17 protein-coding genes are annotated in these 18,917 nt (G+C 46.4%); 11 read left to right on the plus strand and 6 right to left on the minus strand.

From position 1 onward, the window contains the following. The 3 genes from B5G04_RS15580 to B5G04_RS15590 are packed head-to-tail and all read right to left on the minus strand — an operon-like array spanning nucleotide 1 to nucleotide 3,739. Nucleotides 1–2,874: a xanthan lyase gene (locus B5G04_RS15580; RefSeq protein WP_087247280.1), complete on the minus strand. Its 2,874-nt coding sequence runs from the start codon at nucleotides 2,872–2,874 to the stop codon at nucleotides 1–3. A 26-nt stretch (nucleotides 2,875–2,900) separates the two neighbouring features. Then, a complete protein-coding gene (locus B5G04_RS15585; RefSeq protein ID WP_022040717.1) occupies nucleotides 2,901–3,458 on the minus strand; it encodes a 1-acyl-sn-glycerol-3-phosphate acyltransferase in 558 nt (185 codons plus the stop codon). After that, the gene (locus B5G04_RS15590; protein WP_022040716.1) at nucleotides 3,455–3,739 is read right to left on the minus strand and encodes a hypothetical protein; all 285 of its coding nucleotides are present in this window, start codon (nucleotides 3,737–3,739) and stop codon (nucleotides 3,455–3,457) included. Before B5G04_RS15590 ends, B5G04_RS15585 begins: the two co-directional genes overlap by 4 nt. 215 nt (nucleotides 3,740–3,954) lie before the next feature. Between B5G04_RS15590 and B5G04_RS15595 the strand changes: the two genes are divergently transcribed. Both B5G04_RS15595 and B5G04_RS15600 read left to right on the plus strand, forming a co-directional pair. Next, nucleotides 3,955–5,598, plus strand: a complete 1,644-nt coding sequence (locus B5G04_RS15595) for a diphosphate--fructose-6-phosphate 1-phosphotransferase (protein ID WP_087212730.1) — start codon at nucleotides 3,955–3,957, stop codon at nucleotides 5,596–5,598. A 144-nt stretch (nucleotides 5,599–5,742) separates the two neighbouring features. After that, a complete protein-coding gene (locus tag B5G04_RS15600) occupies nucleotides 5,743–6,675 on the plus strand; it encodes a glycoside hydrolase family 25 protein (protein WP_087397986.1) in 933 nt (310 codons plus the stop codon). Between the two features lie 86 nt (nucleotides 6,676–6,761). Here the strand turns inward: B5G04_RS15600 and prmA are convergent, their stop codons facing one another. Then, nucleotides 6,762–7,610 (minus strand): 50S ribosomal protein L11 methyltransferase, encoded by an 849-nt coding sequence (gene prmA, locus B5G04_RS15605; RefSeq protein ID WP_087212728.1) that lies wholly within the window; start codon nucleotides 7,608–7,610, stop codon nucleotides 6,762–6,764. A 110-nt stretch (nucleotides 7,611–7,720) separates the two neighbouring features. Between prmA and B5G04_RS15610 the strand changes: the two genes are divergently transcribed. Both B5G04_RS15610 and B5G04_RS19975 read left to right on the plus strand, forming a co-directional pair. After that, a complete protein-coding gene (locus B5G04_RS15610; protein ID WP_087397987.1) occupies nucleotides 7,721–9,397 on the plus strand; it encodes a metallophosphoesterase in 1,677 nt (558 codons plus the stop codon). Nucleotides 9,398–9,553: 156 nt separating this feature from the next. Further along, nucleotides 9,554–10,009 (plus strand): hypothetical protein, encoded by a 456-nt coding sequence (locus B5G04_RS19975; RefSeq protein ID WP_158100117.1) that lies wholly within the window; start codon nucleotides 9,554–9,556, stop codon nucleotides 10,007–10,009. A 136-nt stretch (nucleotides 10,010–10,145) separates the two neighbouring features. Here B5G04_RS19975 and B5G04_RS20585 read toward each other — a convergent pair whose 3' ends face one another. Both B5G04_RS20585 and B5G04_RS20590 read right to left on the minus strand, forming a co-directional pair. Next, a complete protein-coding gene (locus tag B5G04_RS20585) occupies nucleotides 10,146–10,523 on the minus strand; it encodes a hypothetical protein (protein ID WP_239414122.1) in 378 nt (125 codons plus the stop codon). Nucleotides 10,524–10,838: 315 nt separating this feature from the next. Beyond that, nucleotides 10,839–11,036, minus strand: coding sequence for a hypothetical protein (locus tag B5G04_RS20590; protein ID WP_087397989.1), 198 nt, complete (start codon nucleotides 11,034–11,036; stop codon nucleotides 10,839–10,841). Nucleotides 11,037–11,213: 177 nt separating this feature from the next. On the opposite strand from B5G04_RS20590, the gene B5G04_RS15630 reads away from it, so the two are divergent. The 7 genes from B5G04_RS15630 (at nucleotide 11,214) to B5G04_RS15660 (ending at nucleotide 18,909) form a co-directional block, all read left to right on the plus strand. Beyond that, nucleotides 11,214–11,789: a DUF3575 domain-containing protein gene (locus B5G04_RS15630; RefSeq protein ID WP_087397990.1), complete on the plus strand. Its 576-nt coding sequence runs from the start codon at nucleotides 11,214–11,216 to the stop codon at nucleotides 11,787–11,789. 14 nt (nucleotides 11,790–11,803) lie between these two features. Next, nucleotides 11,804–13,252 (plus strand): DUF3868 domain-containing protein, encoded by a 1,449-nt coding sequence (locus B5G04_RS15635; protein ID WP_239414123.1) that lies wholly within the window; start codon nucleotides 11,804–11,806, stop codon nucleotides 13,250–13,252. A 19-nt stretch (nucleotides 13,253–13,271) separates the two neighbouring features. Continuing rightward, nucleotides 13,272–14,420: a hypothetical protein gene (locus tag B5G04_RS15640; RefSeq protein WP_087397991.1), complete on the plus strand. Its 1,149-nt coding sequence runs from the start codon at nucleotides 13,272–13,274 to the stop codon at nucleotides 14,418–14,420. 126 nt (nucleotides 14,421–14,546) lie between these two features. Then, nucleotides 14,547–14,927 carry a fimbria major subunit gene (locus B5G04_RS15645; RefSeq protein WP_158100118.1) on the plus strand — a complete coding sequence of 127 codons (381 nt, stop codon included), beginning with the start codon at nucleotides 14,547–14,549 and terminating at the stop codon, nucleotides 14,925–14,927. 127 nt (nucleotides 14,928–15,054) lie between these two features. Continuing rightward, entirely contained in the window at nucleotides 15,055–16,077 is a 1,023-nt protein-coding gene (locus B5G04_RS15650) for a FimB/Mfa2 family fimbrial subunit (protein WP_087397993.1), read from the plus strand. A gap of 16 nt (nucleotides 16,078–16,093) precedes the next feature. Further along, the gene (locus B5G04_RS15655) at nucleotides 16,094–17,812 is read left to right on the plus strand and encodes an Mfa1 family fimbria major subunit (RefSeq protein WP_087397994.1); all 1,719 of its coding nucleotides are present in this window, start codon (nucleotides 16,094–16,096) and stop codon (nucleotides 17,810–17,812) included. Further along, nucleotides 17,809–18,909: a hypothetical protein gene (locus B5G04_RS15660; RefSeq protein ID WP_087397995.1), complete on the plus strand. Its 1,101-nt coding sequence runs from the start codon at nucleotides 17,809–17,811 to the stop codon at nucleotides 18,907–18,909. Before B5G04_RS15655 ends, B5G04_RS15660 begins: the two co-directional genes overlap by 4 nt. Nucleotides 18,910–18,917 lie beyond the last annotated feature (8 nt).

Here is an 18,917-nt window from a genome sequence, read left to right on the forward strand (position 1 = left end):
CTAGTATTCATTGGGCGATGTGAAAAAAGTGAGGACGCTTTGCATCAGTTGGGTGCGTGCTTTTTCTTCTTGGATACATTCGAAAGGAAAGCCAAGGGCAAAGATGCGATGGTTACCTTTGTAGGCAATGGCGGCACTGGCTTCAGAACCGGCATAGAGATAGACGGAAAAAGCATCGGATACGGGTGTCAAACTTTCGGGCGAAGGAACAGCATAAATTTCGGCATTAGCTTCACGGGCTATGTGGAAATTCAGGTTGTTGCCTTGGATTTTGTTGGTGGACGAATGACGCATGCTTCCTCCATAGTTGTATTTCAAGGTGTTCTGTAGGAAAGTATCGCTGCCTAGTTGGCTTCCGGTATATGTGCCACTAAGCAGCAAATTTCCTCCAGAGTGGCAATAGTCGGTCAGTGCTTGTTGCACGTGAAGGCTGAGCGGTTGGTTTTCTGCTCCACGGATAAGGTCAACGATTGGATAGTGTTGCAATTGGGTCGAACCACTTTCCAATGTCTCGTCACTGCACGATACGAATGACCAGTTGCCTGCCATTTGGATAGCTTTACCATGGATAAAGGGATAGTCAAATGTATTACCGGCGATGTATTTTCCTTCCAGTTCATTTCCGCTGTACCCTAGTCCGCCTTCAGTTTCTATTCCGATGCGGCTGCGTTCGAAACTTTGTTGGTATCCGCAGAAGGCGGTTGTGCCGATATAAGGTATGCCGGGGTCGGCTTTTAAGTCGAAACCTTGTAGCGTAGTGGTTTCGATGGTGGCAGGTGCGCTGGTACGGTGGAAACTGTTTACTATCAAGACTGTTCCTTTGCTATGTTTTGCCTTGTATGCCGACAGAATTTCGGAGGGGAAGCTTTCTCCGCCTCGATTAACTGCTGTGACGTAGAAACTGTAAATGATGCCCGGTTCTGCCTGAAATGTGTATTGGGGTTCGCGTACGTAGACTCCGTTGTCGAATCCTCCTCTTCCTATGCGGGTGTAGACAATGTAACCTTGTGCCTTGGCAGTAGGTTCGAGAGGGTCTTCTGTTGGTATCCACCGGAGAGTGAAAGTATTTTTCTTTTTTCCTTCATCGATGGCGAAATGCGTGACAGGGAGAGGTTGCACAGTATATTGTTCATCGTGCATGTCGGCAAGGTATTTCAGCAGGGTTTTGTATACGGAACGTGCTGTGGTAAACTTGAAAGCAGGTTCGTATCCTAGTTTTAAGTCGGCGAAATTTTGGTGCGACAGGGTTTCCAATATGGCTGAAGGCACAGCAGGCAGCCGGGTCTCACTATAGTTACGGTTCCACAAGGAGCGTCTTGCCCACTGGATGCCGAAGCGCGAACTGATATCCCGTTGCAGTTCTGTGAGGAGCATGTCGGCAAGGTCGCGCGAGGCATAGCGTGAAATACCGCAAGCCAGCTTCCCTTCATTGAAGCGGGTGGTATAGATGCCAAGTGAGCCTACCAAGCTGTTGTCTGGCTTGAAGCCGGCATCACTGTGTAGGGCGAGACTCAGTTCGAATGGAATGCCAAGTCCTTTTTCCTGTGGGTTGTAGACGGAACTGCCGCTCAGGTAATTGAGCATAAGTGAGCGGGCATTGATATCATCGTTGTAATCGTTTTCACCTTCGCTTTTACTGTAGATGGAGTAAGGCATGCCTGCCCATTGTGCCCAATAACGTGCACCTTCCGCCCATCGTGGCATGCCGCTGGTTTGTCCTTGCCGTGCAATGTTTCCCATTCCTCCCCCGAAGCGTACGGCATCAGCACACACGACACCTTTTTGCGAACTTTCGTTGCTGAGTACCACCATGCCGTAATCGTTCATACCTTGATCGAATTCGAAGGTACCCAGATAGACCCAGGTGCCTCCACCTATACGCTGGTTTACCTTAAATTCGGTCACTCCGCCGTTATGGAATACAAGATAACGTGCGTCAGTAACGCTTTCAGGAAGAGATTGATAACTGATGTAAACGGCATACCGGCCTTTTTCGGGGATGTAGGGAATCCATTCGGCAAACGCTTTTTCAGGTTTCTTGTGAGTGGGGATAAACCGGGCTGTGCCTTCGCGGAAAGGGTTTTGTCCGTCGGTGTATGTCGTGCGTTTTTGTGCAAATCCAGGCAACGATGTTGTTTGCCATACACATTTTTTCTTGTAGTTTACTTCCAGGTATTTGCTTCTGGGGGTGGAGATGTTGTTGTCTACGATGACTTCATGAGGTTGTCTGTCGCGTTCACGAGGGGTAAATACTATGGCTCCTGCATTTTCCAACATTGGAATCAGATAAGGCACTACGATGGATTGGGTGTAGAGGTCTTCGGTAGTGCCGAACAGGCGCGGACGTTGCCAGCACCATTTGTGTGTATCGTTCTTGTAAAACTTTCCGTGGCTTTGCCAAAGTGCAATGTGTTTGCCTTCCAGACCTTGGCTGGGTCGGTAGGCTTTCGAGAGGTTGCTCACCCACGGTTCGCCCCGGTATGCTGTTTTTCCGTATAGCCGTGTTTTGTCTTTCTGTTTATTGCGGAAGGCGTTCGGTACAAGGTTTTCGATAGGTTGCCCGTCGGTATATAGGGTCAGTGTGTAATAGTTTGCTGGTCCGGGCAGAAGTTGTTTCAGTTGGCGATAGATAGCCGTTGTGTTTTCTTCGGTGAAAGGTTGATAACCGAATACATCATTGGCGTAGATAGCAAGAGTTTTCTTTTGATGGTCGATAATGAAATGGTCCAGCCGGCATGTTCCGATGTCGGCGTAGTGGGTCTGGTAGTTTGCAAAGAAGTCTTCAAGCCGTTTCTCCACGTTTTTCTCCAGGCTTTGTGCCGGTGCATGGAAGAAGGAAAGGAAAAAGAAGAGAGTGAGGTATAGTTGTTTCATAGGAAATATATGTGTTTACATCCCTGTCATCCCAGTTCTCCTAACTCGAATTTTTCGGGATGTCTGCCCTTGAAATGTCTGAAATAAAGTTTGATTTCGCGCATGTCGGTTTCTATATCTCCACTGGCATAGAGATAACGTTCGGCAAAGATACATTTCTGCTGGTAGTCGATACCTACCAGGATAATTGGAATGTCTGCTCCTGCTGCGATGTAGTAAAAGCCTTTTTTCCAGTTGGGATTTGCCGAGCGTGTCCCTTCGGGGGTAATGGCCAGATGGAATTTCGTGCTTTGTTTTATTTTTTGAATCATCTGTTCAACCAGCGAGGTATGTTTATCCCGATGGACGGGTATACCGCCCATCCATCGGAATAAGATTCCCAACGGGAAAAAAAACCATTCTTTCTTCATCATAAATCCGGAATCGCGTCCGATGGCTGAAATGAACAGCTTTCCGATGAGCAAATCCCAATTGGTGGTATGTGGAGCGGCACAATAGATGCACTTGTCGAAGTCGGGGACAGATACACGCGACTTCCACCTTAATACCTTATAATAGATGAAGCGGCAGAGTGCTTGTTTCATTCCGTTTTTCCGTCTGCTAATTCGTCAATCTTGCCGATAATGGCGTTGATTCCCTCCTTAAAGTCTTCTTTCAGCTTTTTGTAGAATGGTTTGACACTTCCCGGTTCGGTGTGGCTGATACGTCCCACGATATCGTGGTGCAGGCAGACGATTTCATTTAAAAGCTGGTCGTATGCCGGACGCTTTTCATCGGATGCCACAGCCATTTCCCATAAGATAAGGCTTGTTACGTGATCGGATGTGTACTTCACGAATTTCTTTAAGTCTCTTCTTTTAGCCATAATGATATTCCTTTTTAGATAAATTGAGTATTGATTGTGGGGTAAAGATAATGTTTTTGTTTGAATTTACCGCTTTCTTTGCGAAAAAATCTTTCAAAACTCTTGTCGGGTGATTTTTTATTACAGACATTTTTGTCGTTACAAAAAAAAAAACGAAATTTGCGAAGCAGAAAAAGTGAATAACTTATATACACCTTTTTAAAATATAAACAATTATGACGAAAAGTGCATTACAAATTGCAAGAGCTGCTTATCAGCCGAAATTGCCTAAAGCATTGAAAGGTGCTGTAAAGGTAGTAGAAGGAGAAGCTACCCAGTCTGTAGCCGATCAGGAGGAAATCAAGAAATTGTTCCCCAATACCTATGGTATGCCTTTGTTGAAGTTCGTAGAAGGCGAACAGAAAGAATTTGCTCCGGTAAATGTAGGTGTCATCCTTTCGGGTGGACAGGCTCCGGGCGGACACAATGTGATTTCCGGTCTGTTCGACGGTATCAAAAAGATGAATCCAGCCAACAGACTGTACGGATTTATCTTGGGTCCTGGCGGTTTGGTAGACCATAATTATAAAGAACTGACTGCCGATGTCATCGATGAATACCGTAATACAGGTGGTTTTGATATCATCGGTTCAGGACGTACAAAACTGGAAAAGGAAGATCAGTTCGAAAAAGGATACGAAATCTTGAAAGAATTGGGCATTAAGGCACTGGTTATTATCGGTGGTGACGATTCGAATACGAATGCATGTGTGTTGGCCGAATATTATGCTGCCAAGAATTATGGCATTCAGGTAATTGGTTGCCCGAAGACCATCGACGGTGACTTGAAGAACGATATGATAGAGACTTCATTTGGTTTTGATACTGCCTGCAAGACTTATTCGGAAGTAATCGGTAACATCGAACGCGACTGTAATTCGGCACGCAAGTACTGGCATTTCATTAAGTTGATGGGACGTTCTGCTTCTCACATCGCATTGGAATGCGCTTTGCAGACTCAGCCGAACATCTGCTTGATATCAGAAGAGGTGGAAGCCAAGAATATGTCTTTGGATGATATCGTGACTTATATCGCCAATGCAGTAGTTGCCCGCGCTGCTGAAGGCAACAATTTCGGTACGGTGCTGGTTCCGGAAGGTTTGATCGAGTTTATCCCTGCAATGAAGAAGTTGATAGCAGAATTGAACGACTTCCTGGCTGTACATGCTGACGAGTATGCTGCTGTCGAGCCCAATAAACAACGTGAATATATCATCAGCAAACTGTCGGCAGACAATGCTGCTGTTTATGCTTCATTGCCCGAAGGCGTTGCACGCCAGTTGACGCTTGACCGTGACCCGCATGGAAACGTACAGGTTTCTTTGATTGAGACGGAAAAACTGTTATCGGAAATGGTGGGCAAGAAGTTGGCTGCATGGAAAGCAGAAGGCAAGTTTGCTGGCAAGTTCTCTGCACAGCATCATTTCTTCGGCTATGAAGGACGTTGCGCGGCTCCTTCCAACTTTGATGCAGACTATTGCTATTCGTTGGGTTATACAGCAGCCGTATTGATTGCAAACGGAAAGACCGGATACATGTCTTCCGTACGCAATCTGACTGCTCCTGCAGAAGAATGGATTGCAGGTGGTGTGCCTATCACAATGATGATGAACATGGAACGTCGTCACGGAGAAATGAAACCTGTTATCCAGAAAGCATTGGTTAAGTTAGACGGAGCTCCGTTTAAGGCATTTGCTGCTGTACGCGATACGTGGGCAAAAGAAACGGCATACGTATATCCGGGTCCGATTCAGTATTTCGGTCCAACAGAAGTATGTGACCAGCCGACCAAGACTTTGCAGCTGGAACACCAGAAATAAGAATAAGACGAGTTAGAGATATGCCAATGTAGATAAGCGAACGGGTCGGTAGTGCTGTGAAAAGATGTTTTTGCAGGCTGTCCGGCTCGTTTTCTTTGTCTGTTTGGATACATTCCTTTTGTGAAAAGATAGGCATTTATTTTTATGGTAAAAGAACCATCTGTTACACACACAGGCTCTTCCAGTCGGACTGTGCGGACAAAGACAAAGGCTCCTTCACGGAATCCGGTTGGAACGGGTAAGAAGAGGAGACCAACCGGCAAGAAGAACCGGCCGAAGAAGAAAATTCGCTTGAGTTTGCCGGTATGGTTGAATTATGTGGTGATGGGAGGGATGGCAGCTTTGGTTGTAATCGGTTTTTATTACCTGTTTATCCGCCCGTATGCATACCGGTGGAAGCCTTGTTACGGAACAAAAGCCTATGGTGTCTGTCTTCCGGCTGGATATACGGTGCATGGTTTTGATGTCTCGCATCATCAGGGGGATATCAATTGGGAGGAACTCCGAAAAACACAATATGCGCCTTTTCCTGTACGTTTTGTCTTTATGAAAGCATCAGAAGGGGGCGATTTCAGCGACACCACATTTATTCGTAATTTCAATTGTGCACGTCAGTATGGCTTTATTCGGGGAGCCTATCATTTCTTTAATCCGAAAACAGACGCAGCGCGTCAGGCTGCTTTTTTTATCCGTTCGGTCAAACTGGAACCGGGCGATTTGCCTCCGGTACTTGATATCGAAAAGGTGGGCGATGATGAAAATGCACTCAGGAAAGGGGTAAAGACATGGTTAGGGATAATAGAGCGACACTACCATGTAAAGCCCATTCTGTATGCTTCTTACAAGTTCAAGGAGCGTTACCTGAACGATTCGATATTCAATACTTATCCCTATTGGATAGCTCATTATTATGTAGATTCGGTACGTTATGAAGGTAAATGGAAATTTTGGCAACATACCGATGGCGGAAGTTTGCCTGGCATCAAGGAGCAGGTAGACCTGAATGTGTTTAACGGAACTTTGGACGAGTTGAAGCAGATGACTATTCTTCCCGATTCTGTATTTTTCAGACTTTAGGAGTTCAAGACAGTTCCTACTTATAATTGGCTACTTGAAGATACCAGGTCGTGTTTCCCCGGATGACGGTTTACACGACCAGTTTCTTAGATTCGCTTGATGAACTTTACGGCTACCCAGCGGTTTTTTTCTCGGTAATGTACAAATTCCATACCCAGACTTTCAGCTTTTTCTTGGATGGCAGGAATATCTTCTATATAAAATCCGCTCATATAGAGTTCCGACCCCGGATGCATACATGCTGTATATGCAGGCATGTCGGCAAGCAGGATGTTACGGTTGATGTTGGCTATGATGACATCAAAAGGTTTGCGTCCTTTCAGCAGTGAAGCGTCACCTAGTTCTACATGGATGTTGTTTATGTGGTTCAAGGCAATGTTGTCGCGCGAATTGTTTACGCACCAGTCATCTATGTCGATGGCAGTTACCGGATTGGCTCCGCGCATACTGGCAAGGATAGCAAGAATGGATGTGCCGCATCCCATATCAAGTACCGATTTGTTTTTCAGGTCGGCATCCAGCAGTTCGGCAAGAATGGAACTGGTGGTTTCGTGGTGTCCTGTTCCAAAAGCCATTTGCGGATTGATGACAATGTCGTATTCGGCTTTTGGGTAATCCGTATGAAAGGTGCTGTGTATCACGCAACGGTTGTCTATCACGATGGGTTGGAAGAAATTCTTTTCCCATTCTTCGTTCCAGTCTTTATCTTCCGGTTCGGTAAGGGTATAGGAGAGACACACGTTGGGAATCGGGAAATCAGTCAGCACATTTTTTAATGCTTCTTCATCGAACAGCGCTTTGGGGATGTAGGCCTGCATTCCTTCTTCGCAGGGTACGAAGCTTTCGAATCCGATATCCGCTGTCAATGCCGCCAGCACATCTGTAATGGTTTCGTTGCACGGTTGTGCCTTCATTGTAACTTCAATGTATTTCATAAAAGAAAAGTATTGGTTAGTAGCAGGCAAAGGTAATATAATTTGTGTGATAGTGATAAACAGAAGAAGAGAATTTGTATCTTTGTCGCGCTTATTATCAACATCTACTTATGAAGATTCGTAATTATTTATGGGCTTTGCTCTTTTTAAGTGGAGGGAGTCTGACTGCCGTCGGCCAACAGCGGGTAGCTTTTATATCCGATGCGCATATCCAAAACATCGCAGACCATCCCGAACTGGTGCGTTCGATGGAAATGCAGGTGCAGTCCACCCGCTTGTTTAATGAAAACTATTACGCCTTGATAGCAGCACTTGATGATGTGGCAAGGAGGGGCATTACGCTGGCAGTGCTTCCCGGGGACTTGACTGATAACGGTCAATTTGTCAATCAGGAAAAAATCAGGGAGATACTCGATACTTATCATAGGCGGTACGGCATACAGTTTTTTGTGACGACGGGAAATCATGACCCAGTCCGTCCGTTCGGTATGCAAAATGAGGAGCAAGGTTTTCTCCGTGCCGACGGAAGCCGTACTACACAGGAAAACCGATGTGCAGGATATGCCGACGAGATGCACTGCTATGCAGCATTTGGATTTTATCCCCAACCCGGATATGTGTATTGGGAAACCCCTTTTACTTCCTACCGGTACGAAGATTATAATTATCAGGAAGCCTTGCGCGAAGGGGCTTTAGACCAACGGCAATATACATTGTGCGATTCCTTGCAGGCTACGGATGCCAGTTATTTGGTCGAGCCTGTACAGGGATTGTGGTTGCTTGCCATTGACGGAGGAGTCTATCTGCCCGGTGCGGTGAAAAACGGCGTACAGACTTACCAAGGCTCCAGTGTAGGCTATAATAATGTATTGGAACATAAGGCTTTTTTGCTTCCGTGGGTACGGAAAGTGGTAGCCGAGGCGAAGCGAAGAAATAAAATTTTGGTGACTTATTCGCATTATCCGTTAGTGGATTTCAACGATGGAGCTTCCGGATTAGTACGCAAGGCTTGGGGAAGCAGGAAATTCGATTTGCATCGGGTGCCGGACGAAGAAGTGACAGAAGCCTTTCTGGAAGCCGGCATCAGGCTGCACGTGGCAGGACACATGCATGTAAATGATACGGGAGTGATGCGCGGAAAGAATGGCAAATGTTTGTACAACATTCAGGTACCTTCCATTGCTACGTGTGTCCCGGCTTATAAGATTCTTACAGCTGAAGATGCGGAACATTTCGAAGTGGAAACGGTATTGCTGGATAGTGTCCCAGGTTTCGACAGTCTGTTTGGTTTGTATGAGAAGGAATATGCTTATGACAGGCAGGCAGGTAAGTCTCCGGTATGGAGTAGGGAAGCACTGGCATCAGAAAACTATGCGGAGTTTTGTGACTGGCAGTTCCGCGACTTGGTGCGTGTGCGTTTCATACCGCAAGACCTCCCGGAGATAGTGCGTCAGAAAATGGTAACTATGAATGGAGCGCAGCTTTGGACGTATGTGACAGGCAAGGAAGCACAGACTGGATGGGGAACCGACTGGACGGGACATGATGTGATTGTCGATTTGTACCGTTTGCGTTATGCCGATAAGTTAGCCTTACGTCAGATTTCGGATAAGCACCTGAAGGAGTACGATGAGTTGTTCAAGGCTGTGCGCAGGTCAGGTGCCGGCGATGAGTTGACAACCCGTCTGTGTGAGATAGCCGATATATTCGAATGCTTCCTGCACGGAGAGCCGAGCATCCATTTTTACATTGACTTGGATACCGACCGGATAACAGATGTGGAATAAAGGCTTCGGTTTTATTGAATTCTGCAACATCACATGTAGGGGCAGGGTCTGCCTGCCCGAAAACATTTACATGGACGCATACAGGTGGGCTAACCCCGCCCCTACATGGAATGTTTGCGGATAGCCACTCAGAAGCTGTTTTGAATTTATCGTGCGATGATTTGGGATGAGTTTTTGAGGCATTTCCGCTTCTGTGATGAGGAAGATAGCGGGCTATCTGACGAAGAACAGGAGCGAAAAGGACCAAAAAATCGCCCAAAGCACACACGAAAACGGATACATCAAGCCAAGAAAAACTTTTTGGAGAAATTCAAAACAGCTTCTCAATATAATATATTTCCTGATCTTATTATGTGGCAGTGTAATATCTGCTTACAGCCCCTTAACCGTTTCAAGGGGAAGCCCCGTAATTTGTGCTATCAAGTCGGGAGCAATGCCTGCGGCTTTCATATCACGGGCATTTTTAAGGCGTTCTTCCGCTTCACCTTCTGCAAAGCCTTGCTGCCGTGCATATTCTATCGTTACCAACTGGTCGCGGTAAACTTTAAGGCTTGCTTCATATTTCATACGGTCTTCTTTACTCAGACCGATGGTCTCTTGTATTTGTCTTAGTTTTTCTAAAGCAGCTCCACGCTCCTTTAATAACTTCCGCCATGCTTCTATATCATGCACATCCATTGCTTTATCAATATGTATATATTTTTCTCTTTATGCTTCTTAATCTTACGATGTAGCAGGAGATATTTGCTTACAGCCTCTCAACCGTTTCAAGGGGAAGCCCCGTAATTTGTGCTATCAAGTCGGGAGCAATGCCTGCGGCTTTCATACCACGGGCGTTTCTAAGGCGTTCTGCTTCTTTACCTTCTTCTCTGCCTTCCGCCTTACCTTCCGCCTTGCCTTTCGCAAAGCCTGTCGCTTCACCTTCTGCCTTACCTTCCGCAAAACCTTCCGCCTTACCCTTTTGCCGCTCATATTCCATCGTAACCAGCTGGTCGCGGTAGACCTTGATACTTTCGTCGTATTTCATGCGGTCTTCCTTGCTCATGGCGGCAATGTCCACTATCTGCTCCAGTTTCTCGAAGACAGCTTTACGTGCCTTAAAAGGCAATCTCTGTAACTTTTCCATATTCTTCAATTTGAATGTCCGCCTTTTCCCAATACGTCCCTACATGAGCTATTTGCGGATGTCATCATAGTAGAGACGATGTGCACATCGTCTAGAAATCATTTAATGAATATCCGCATTTTACCCAATTGCCATGTAGGGGCGTATCGCATACGCCCTAAAAACATCCACGTGGATTAGTTGGCGCATTCGGGCGTATGCGATACGCCCCTACATGGGATGTTTGCGGATATTCAATAATCATTTTCACATTTTGTTTCCTGCAGACAAAGATAACATTTAATTCCTAATAAAACACGCAGCGGATAAATATATTTACGCCGTATATGGCATTTGTTTCCCTGCGGCAGTTACAAAAGTTTTATATTCCATGGGCTGGAACGTACATTCCACGCCGTGGAACGTATATTCCAGCCCATGGAATATACATTCCGCCAGCCGGAATATAAAACTTAGGTAACTGTTTGCAGAAAACCACTTGCCTGCTCGCGGAAAATCAGCCTTTTCATTCATTCTTTTATTTTTTTGAAAAAAAATATATTAGCCTATTGTTGTTGTAAAATAATATGTATATCTTTGCTCGCGATAAAAGATATATACAGATTTACAGACAGCCGCCTCTATACCTTAATATAATATAGTCCGGCTGAGTTCCCGTTTTGATAGAGTATAAATAAAAAGAGATATGCTATGAAGCGTTTGTTATTCGTCCTTTTGTCGTGCATAGGACTCTCGGTTTCGGCGCAAGATGTGGCTGTGAAGAGCAATCTATTATACGATGCTGTACTCAACATCAATGGCGGTGTGGAGTTTGGTGTTGCGCCGAAATGGACTGTCGATGTAACGGCAAACTATAATAACTGGACTTTTTCCGAAGGGAAACGGTGGAAAAACTGGTTTCTCCAGCCCGAAGCACGCTATTGGTTCTGCGACCGTTTTGCCGGACACTTCCTGGGCGTGCACCTGCATGGAGGCAAATACAATGTAGGAGGCATCGATGCAGGATTCAACTTCCTGGGCTCCGACCTCTCCAAACTGGAAGACAACCGCTACCAGGGCTGGTTTGCGGGAGCTGGCGTGGGATATGGGTACTCCTTCATCCTGGGTATGCACTGGAACCTGGAGCTGGAAATAGGCCTGGGATACGCCTATACGCGCTTTGACCGCTTCGAGTGTGTAGGCTGCGGGAAAGAGGTAGAGTCCGGAAAGTCCCACCACTACGTAGGTCCTACCAAAGCGGCCGTCAACCTGATTTATGTATTCTAATATCCATAACCGCTATGAACACTTTCTTTAAACGCTATATGATGCTTGCCTTTGCAGCGTGTTCCTTGGCTCCGTTGTCGGGGGCACAGGCCGACATGCTGGCAGACAGCCTGAAGACTGGGCGCGTATCGTTGAAACGCGACGGCAGGTATCTCACCGTATCCATGCTGCTCGACCTGCGCACGGTGACGGCGGAAGGCGACCGTGCCGTGCTTGTCACGCCCCTGCTGGTGAACGGCGATACCAACAAGGCACTGAAAGCAGTAGGCATATACAGCAGGCGCCGCTATTACCATTACGCCCGGACAGACGCGGAAAATATGTTGAGCGGTCCCGACGAGCTTTCGTTCCGCAACTCCGAAAAGCCCGACACACTGGCTTATGAGGCGGTTATCCCTTACGAAAAATGGATGGACGGAGCCAGCCTCACGCTTTTCCGGCAGGATTACGGGTGCTGCGACGCCGTGCTGGCCGAACGGCAACAGACCATCGGAAGGTTCGCCAAACGACCGGAGTTTGTCCCGCGACTGGCATACGTGCAGCCCGAAGTGGAACGCGTCAAGACCCGATTCCTTTCGGGGACGGCGTTCATCGACTTCCCGGTAAGCCGCACGGAAATCCGTCCCGACTACCGCAACAACCGCCGCGAGCTGGACAAGATAACGGCAACCATCGACTCGGTGCAGGCCGACGCCGATATCACCATTACCTCCGTCGCCATCAAGGGCTACGCATCGCCCGAAGGCTCGTATGGCCTGAACACCCGGCTGGCTGAAGGACGTACCGAAGCGTTGAAACAATACGTGTCGCGCCTCTACGACTTCGAAAACGACTTTATCCGCACCTCTTCCGAACCGGAAGACTGGGAAGGGCTGCACCGCTATGTAGCGGAATCCACGCTGGAGCACAAGCGGGAAATACTGGACATCATCGATGCCGGAGGAGACCCCGATCGCAAGGAACGGCAGATAAAGACGGCATACCCGTCAGATTACCGCCACCTCCTGCAGCACTGCTACCCGGCCCTGCGCCATAGCGATTACCGCATCGAGTATACCGTCCGCTCGTTTACCGATGTCGAGGAGATACGCCGCGTCATGCGTACCCAGCCCCAGAAGCTCAGCCTGCAGGAACTTTTCCTGGTTGCACAGGCAAGCCAGGCCGGAAGCAGGGACTTCGATGAGGTGTTCGACATAGCCGTGCGGCTCTATCCCGACAACCCCGTGGCAAACCTCAACGCCGCAAACACGGCTTTGAGCCGTAAAGACCTGCCTACCGCACGCCGCTACCTGGCCAAAGCAGGCGATATGCCACAGGCTGTCTATGCACGGGGAATCTGTGCCCTGCTGGAAAAGAACTATCCCGAAGCCGAAACCTTACTGAAACAGGCACAATCGGCTGGCATCACCGAAGCCGACACGGCACTGGAGGAACTGCAACTGTTACGTGAAGAAGATGATTAACCAATAATAAAAAACGAGTATGAAACTAAGTAGATTTTTAGTAGGAACACTGGCTTGCACCCTGTTTGCAGCGTGTTCGAATGAAGAAAATTCCGCAATAAATAGCGGCCAGGAAGAAGGACAGCTCTCGTATGTTGCGGTAAATATTGTAAATGCCAATCCTACGGGGAGCCGTGTGGAAGGAGGAAAATATGAAAACGGCGAAGATCCTGAAAATGCCATTACCAAAGCACGTTTTTATTTATTCAACGCATCTGGGAATCCTTACACTGTCACAACTAATGAAGCTCCAGGCACTGTGGGAGCAAACAATTACGTTGATATTACTACTTTAGAAGGTCAAGGCAAAGATGAACCTAATGTAGAATCAATCAAAAAAGGAGTACTTGTTTTTAAAGGAACAACGACTGAATTGCCTACATCAATAGTTGCCGTGTTGAACCCTCCTGCGACTTTAACGGGAAGCAAATCTCTTTCAGATTTACAAACAGCCATTGCCGATTACAGTTCAACAACCAGTTTTGTTATGTCCAATTCTGTCTATGCAAGTGAAGGAACTAAAGTTGTTGCGACAAATATAATCGGTAAGGTAGCCCAAAACAAAGAAGACGCAGAAGCAAATCCTGTAGATATCTATGTGGAACGTGTACTTGCTAAAGTAAGAGTGACATTTAGCAATGCCGACAAAGAAAATCAATATAAAGTATCAGAAGATGGAGAACCTGCCGTTTTTGCTAAAATCTTAGGTTGGGCAGTCACAAGGACAGCAGACAAGTCCAACCTTTTAAAAGATATTGACCCGACTTGGGACAATACGACACTCGGGTTTACTTGGAATGATGAACCTTTCCATCGTTCTTATTGGGCAACAACCCCCGCCACGGTTACGTTGGAAAAAAAATCACAAGACGAAATAATTAATGACCAAAAGCCAGCTACACCCGAGGGTGCAACGAACATTTCAGTTCAAAGATATTGCCAAGAAAACACGAAGAAAGATGAGCACACAGAAGTAGTTGTCGTAGCACAATTGGTAAATGAAGATGGTAACCCTAATCCCATTTACAAATACTTCGGTGAAGAACATGACTCGGAAGAAGCCATTCTGACATTGATTGCAAATAAATACAATAATGTATATTATACGAGAACCGAAGGAACATCATAGCCTGAAGGAGGAACAGAATACGAGTATAAAAGTTTCATTAAGCCGGACAACATTCACTTTGAGGCAACAACACCTGAAACAGGAGGTGAAGATTATGAGGCGATTGCCCAATTAGACGATGATGCCTTGGATGGTGTCACCATTTACATAGAGAATCCGGATTATAATGGAAGTAACGAAAAATACATCGAATTAGCAGATGCTGAAGCAACAATCAATGAAGAACTGGCCAAGAATCCTGCCCAAATAGCTAAGGAAGGTTATGTTTATTATTATACTCCGATTAAACATTTAGGGACTACAACAGGTTCGACTGGTGAATATGGTGTTGTACGCAACCACATCTATGATGTAACGATTACCGACATTAAGGGTTATGGTACCCCAATCTTTGACCCGGACAAAGACATAGACACAACCCATCCTTCAAATGAAGAAGTGTATATAGCGGCACGTATCAATGTCTTATCATGGAGAGTTGTATCCAGCGATGTGACATTGGAATAATACCTGTCCATCGAATTTGTACCTAAATATAAAACGACAAAACAAATCAACAAGCAAACAATCCCATCAACCTCAATCCTACTCTTGGAGAAAAGGTTGGTGGGGGACTTTTAAACCCAAACAAACCATGCAAACCCTTACCGGAATATTGAAACGAGTGGCAATAGGCGTACTGGCCGGACTAATGCCCGCATCGTGCAGCATCATGGACTACGAAGGCGACTGCTCGGTAAACTACCGCGCACGCTTCCGCTACGACATGCACCTGCACTACTCCGACGCTTTTGCACACGAGGTGGAGTCGGTTACGCTTTACGCCTTCGATGAAAGCGGTAAGTTTGTACAGCAATTCACCGACAGCGGCGAAGCCTTACAGCAAGAAGGTTACGCCCTGCCGTTCGAATTGCCTGCTGGAACCTATCAATTCGTCGCTTGGTGCGGAGTGGAAAACGAACTGCAGTCGCACGACGTGCCAACCCTTACTCCCGGCGTATCGACAGTAGAAGAATTGACCTGCTCCATCAACCGGGAATACGATGAAAACCAACAAGCTACCGTAGAAGAGATAGCACCGGTATTCCATGCTTTCGTACCCCATTGCACCCTGTCCGACGAGCCGGGCACACACGACATCGACATACCCCTCACCAAAGATACCAAGACGGTGCGCATCGTCTTGCAGCATCTTTCAGGCGAGCCGGTAGATGTCAATCAGTTCAGCTTTCAGATTACGGATGAAAACGGTCTGATGGCTCACGACAACTCCCTGCTCGATGACGAGTTGCTCCACTATCAACCTTATTACACCGCTTCGGGCACAGCCGACATGAACTCTGACGGCAGCCGTGCCACCACCGCCATATCCACCGCACTGGCGGAACTGACCGTAGGAAGACTGGTGAAGGATAAAGACACACGCACCATCCTTACGGTGCACAACGACAAAGGCGAAACCGTGCTGTCCATCCCCCTGATAGACTACGCCCTGCTGATAAAAGGCTACTACAACCAAGACTTAAGCGACCAAGAGTACCTTGACCGCCAGGACGAATACAACCTGACGTTCTTCCTCGATGAGAACAACCACTGGATAAGCTCCAGCATCATCATCAACTCCTGGCGCGTGGTGCTGAGCGAAACAGAACTTTGAAAATTAAGAATGAAAAATGAAGAAATTAGGTGCTGACATAAAAGGTTTCGGTTTACTGCTGATGGGGGTAATTGTGATGTTATGCAGTTGCCGTGACGAGTTGTATTCCATCCCTTCATCGCAGACAGAAGGGACGAGAAGAAATCTCGTCATTAGCCTGACCGTGCAGCAACCTGGCCTTCAATCGCCCACATCCCGTGCTCCATTCGATACGGGATATGAACTGGGATTTACTGAAAAAGAATGTCAGATACATACGCTTACCCTTATCATGATGGGAGTGTATAATGGGGAAGAATTGTTCGAAACTTGGCAAACCATTAAACTGGATACACCTGTATTCGGGAGCTATGACGTAACATTTACTTTATCAGGCATAACCGGCACCAAACATTTTTATATACTTGCCAATGCGGAACAAAAACATATAAATGCCTTTTGGGCTAAAGACCGGATTTTCGATGCCGGTGAAGGACAAAGCGGACATAACATTGTAGGGAGTTTGATGGATGTAGACCATGAAGATGACGGAAAAGGAAGCAACATTGTGATGGCAGGTATTGTAACATCTAATAATGGTGACAGAAATATTGTTATTCCAACGGGTGACGGAAATGAGGAAACAGTTGAAAAAATAACGATTGATACTCCTATTAACTTGGTACGTACCGTGGCTAAAATATTGCTAACCTGCGTGCCTAAATCTGATGCAGAAACAGATTATGTGAAAGTTATTGATAGAAAAGATGCGGAAACGAGTACTGATGGAGATGGAGAAAATACCGGCTGGATAAAATTAGCAGAAGTCAATTATATGCTGAATGTACTCAATCGGAAAACTTATTTGGATTATCGGGAGGATACAAAAGATGATGACTATCTGATAGACCCTAATTACGAGATGAGTGAAATAATTTCACTAAGAGAAGAAGGAGGATATGGTATTACGAATTTGGACGAATATCAGCGGAATTATCTTTTTTACGATACACAAGATATGGTAGAAATGCTTAATAAAAGCGTGCCAACATATAAAGGAGGGGAACGGTGTATCGTTAGAAGTGCTACTCAATATGATGCAGACAAAATGGAAGTAGATGAAACTACAAATATGGGGAATGAAAATCACTATACCGAAGGACTGTATTGCACCGAGAACACGGTTCATAACGACATGACATTCGATAAGGACGCCGATTTCCAATCTGCCATCCGCTATGTAACCACCCGGGTAATGATAGGAGCGAAATATACACCGAAGAAGATTTGGAATGGTGAAGATGCACCAGTACAGGCAAGTACGGAAGCCGAAGCACAAGGGATATTGGATAAAGTGGAGGATGTAGATAATCCGTTAGAACCAGTCACTTACCCGGCAGGTACGTTTTGGCGGGATAGCCAAGGCAACTATTATTCATTGGCAGGTATGAAAAAGAAATTAAAAGAATCTCCCGAAACCGAATTTAGCCGTTACGATGGAGGCTGGGGCTATTATTACACTTATATAGATGAAAATGCCAAAAATGGAGCAATAAGCAAAGACACTCAAACCCGTTGGGGTATCAAGCGAAATCATTATTATATATTAAAGGTCGAGAAAATCATCGCTCCCGGCTCGCCTTTTCCGGGTAATGAGACCATGCGCATTCACTCTGAACTGGTGGACTGGGTAGACAAAGGCGGTTCGGAGGTAGAGATAAAAGTACCACAACAATTAGAAACGGCACAACCATGAGAAAGAACAGTTTTTACATAGGAACAGGAGTGTTTGGCATGTGGCTCTTTGCGGCATGCTCGCAAGACGGTGTGCCGGGCAGCGAAACATCCGGTAGTGCGGAAATGCGTATCTATACAGATGTGGCACGTGCAGACGGAGAAGAAACCGATGCCGGAAGTACAGCCAACGATGCGGTCTTTCTCTTTTGGGACTTTGGCGATGTGTTGGGAAATGTAGCAAATCCGAATCCGCTCCATGTTAAATATCCCCAAGAGCACATTGATACCTACAAGCGTCCCAATGAACCTTATAATACCGGTGAACTGTATCCCGATGGCAACCGGCGTGTGATGGCTACAGGATATGCGCCTGCTACATTCTTAGTTCCGGAAACGGATGGGGGTCGCACTGATTATGAAAAGTTGGGTTTGCCTAAGAAGGACGAGGACATGCCTGAGGACGAGGAAATTAAGAATCTATGTCAGATTGATGTGTTGACTTCGATAGAACCATTGGTAGCATCTGCTGCCCTGCCTTTCGATAGAGAGGACGGAGAGACTTTACAATTTATGCATGCGCAGTCGCGAGTGTATTTCTATGCAAAACTGGCAGAAAATGCGGAAGAATATCTGAAGAATGTACGCATTACACTTCCTCCCAACGTAGTGGCAACACAAGTGGAATGGAACCGGGATAAAAGCCTTTACGTTCCGATAGCATCCGGACAGGAAAGTTATGAACTCGCTCAACAACCCAACGATGACAACGATTACTACATGCTGACCCCTGAAAATCCATTGGAAATCGGCTGGGCATACATCATACCTGAACAGACCAACCTGCCTGTAAGTGTTACGGTAGCAAGGGCAGAGACAGCAGGCGCTTCCGAAGAAGAATGGAAAGATGTCACTATGGAGGCTACGCTTCACTTCGATATCGAAAGAGACGGGCAGGCAGAGGAAGACCAAGGGAAAAACACCAATACACTCTATGCCAACGAGTCATACACCTTCACCCTCGTCTTCAGCGAAGAGGGCATCGAACTGATAGGAAATAAATGTCCATGGGAAGAAGGTGGTTATCTGGTAATTCCCATTTATCCTTTAACTGATTGAAAGAAGGA

The sequence above is a fragment of the Bacteroides sp. An51A genome, from assembly GCF_002161565.1.
GTDB lineage: Bacteria > Bacteroidota > Bacteroidia > Bacteroidales > Bacteroidaceae > Phocaeicola > Phocaeicola intestinalis.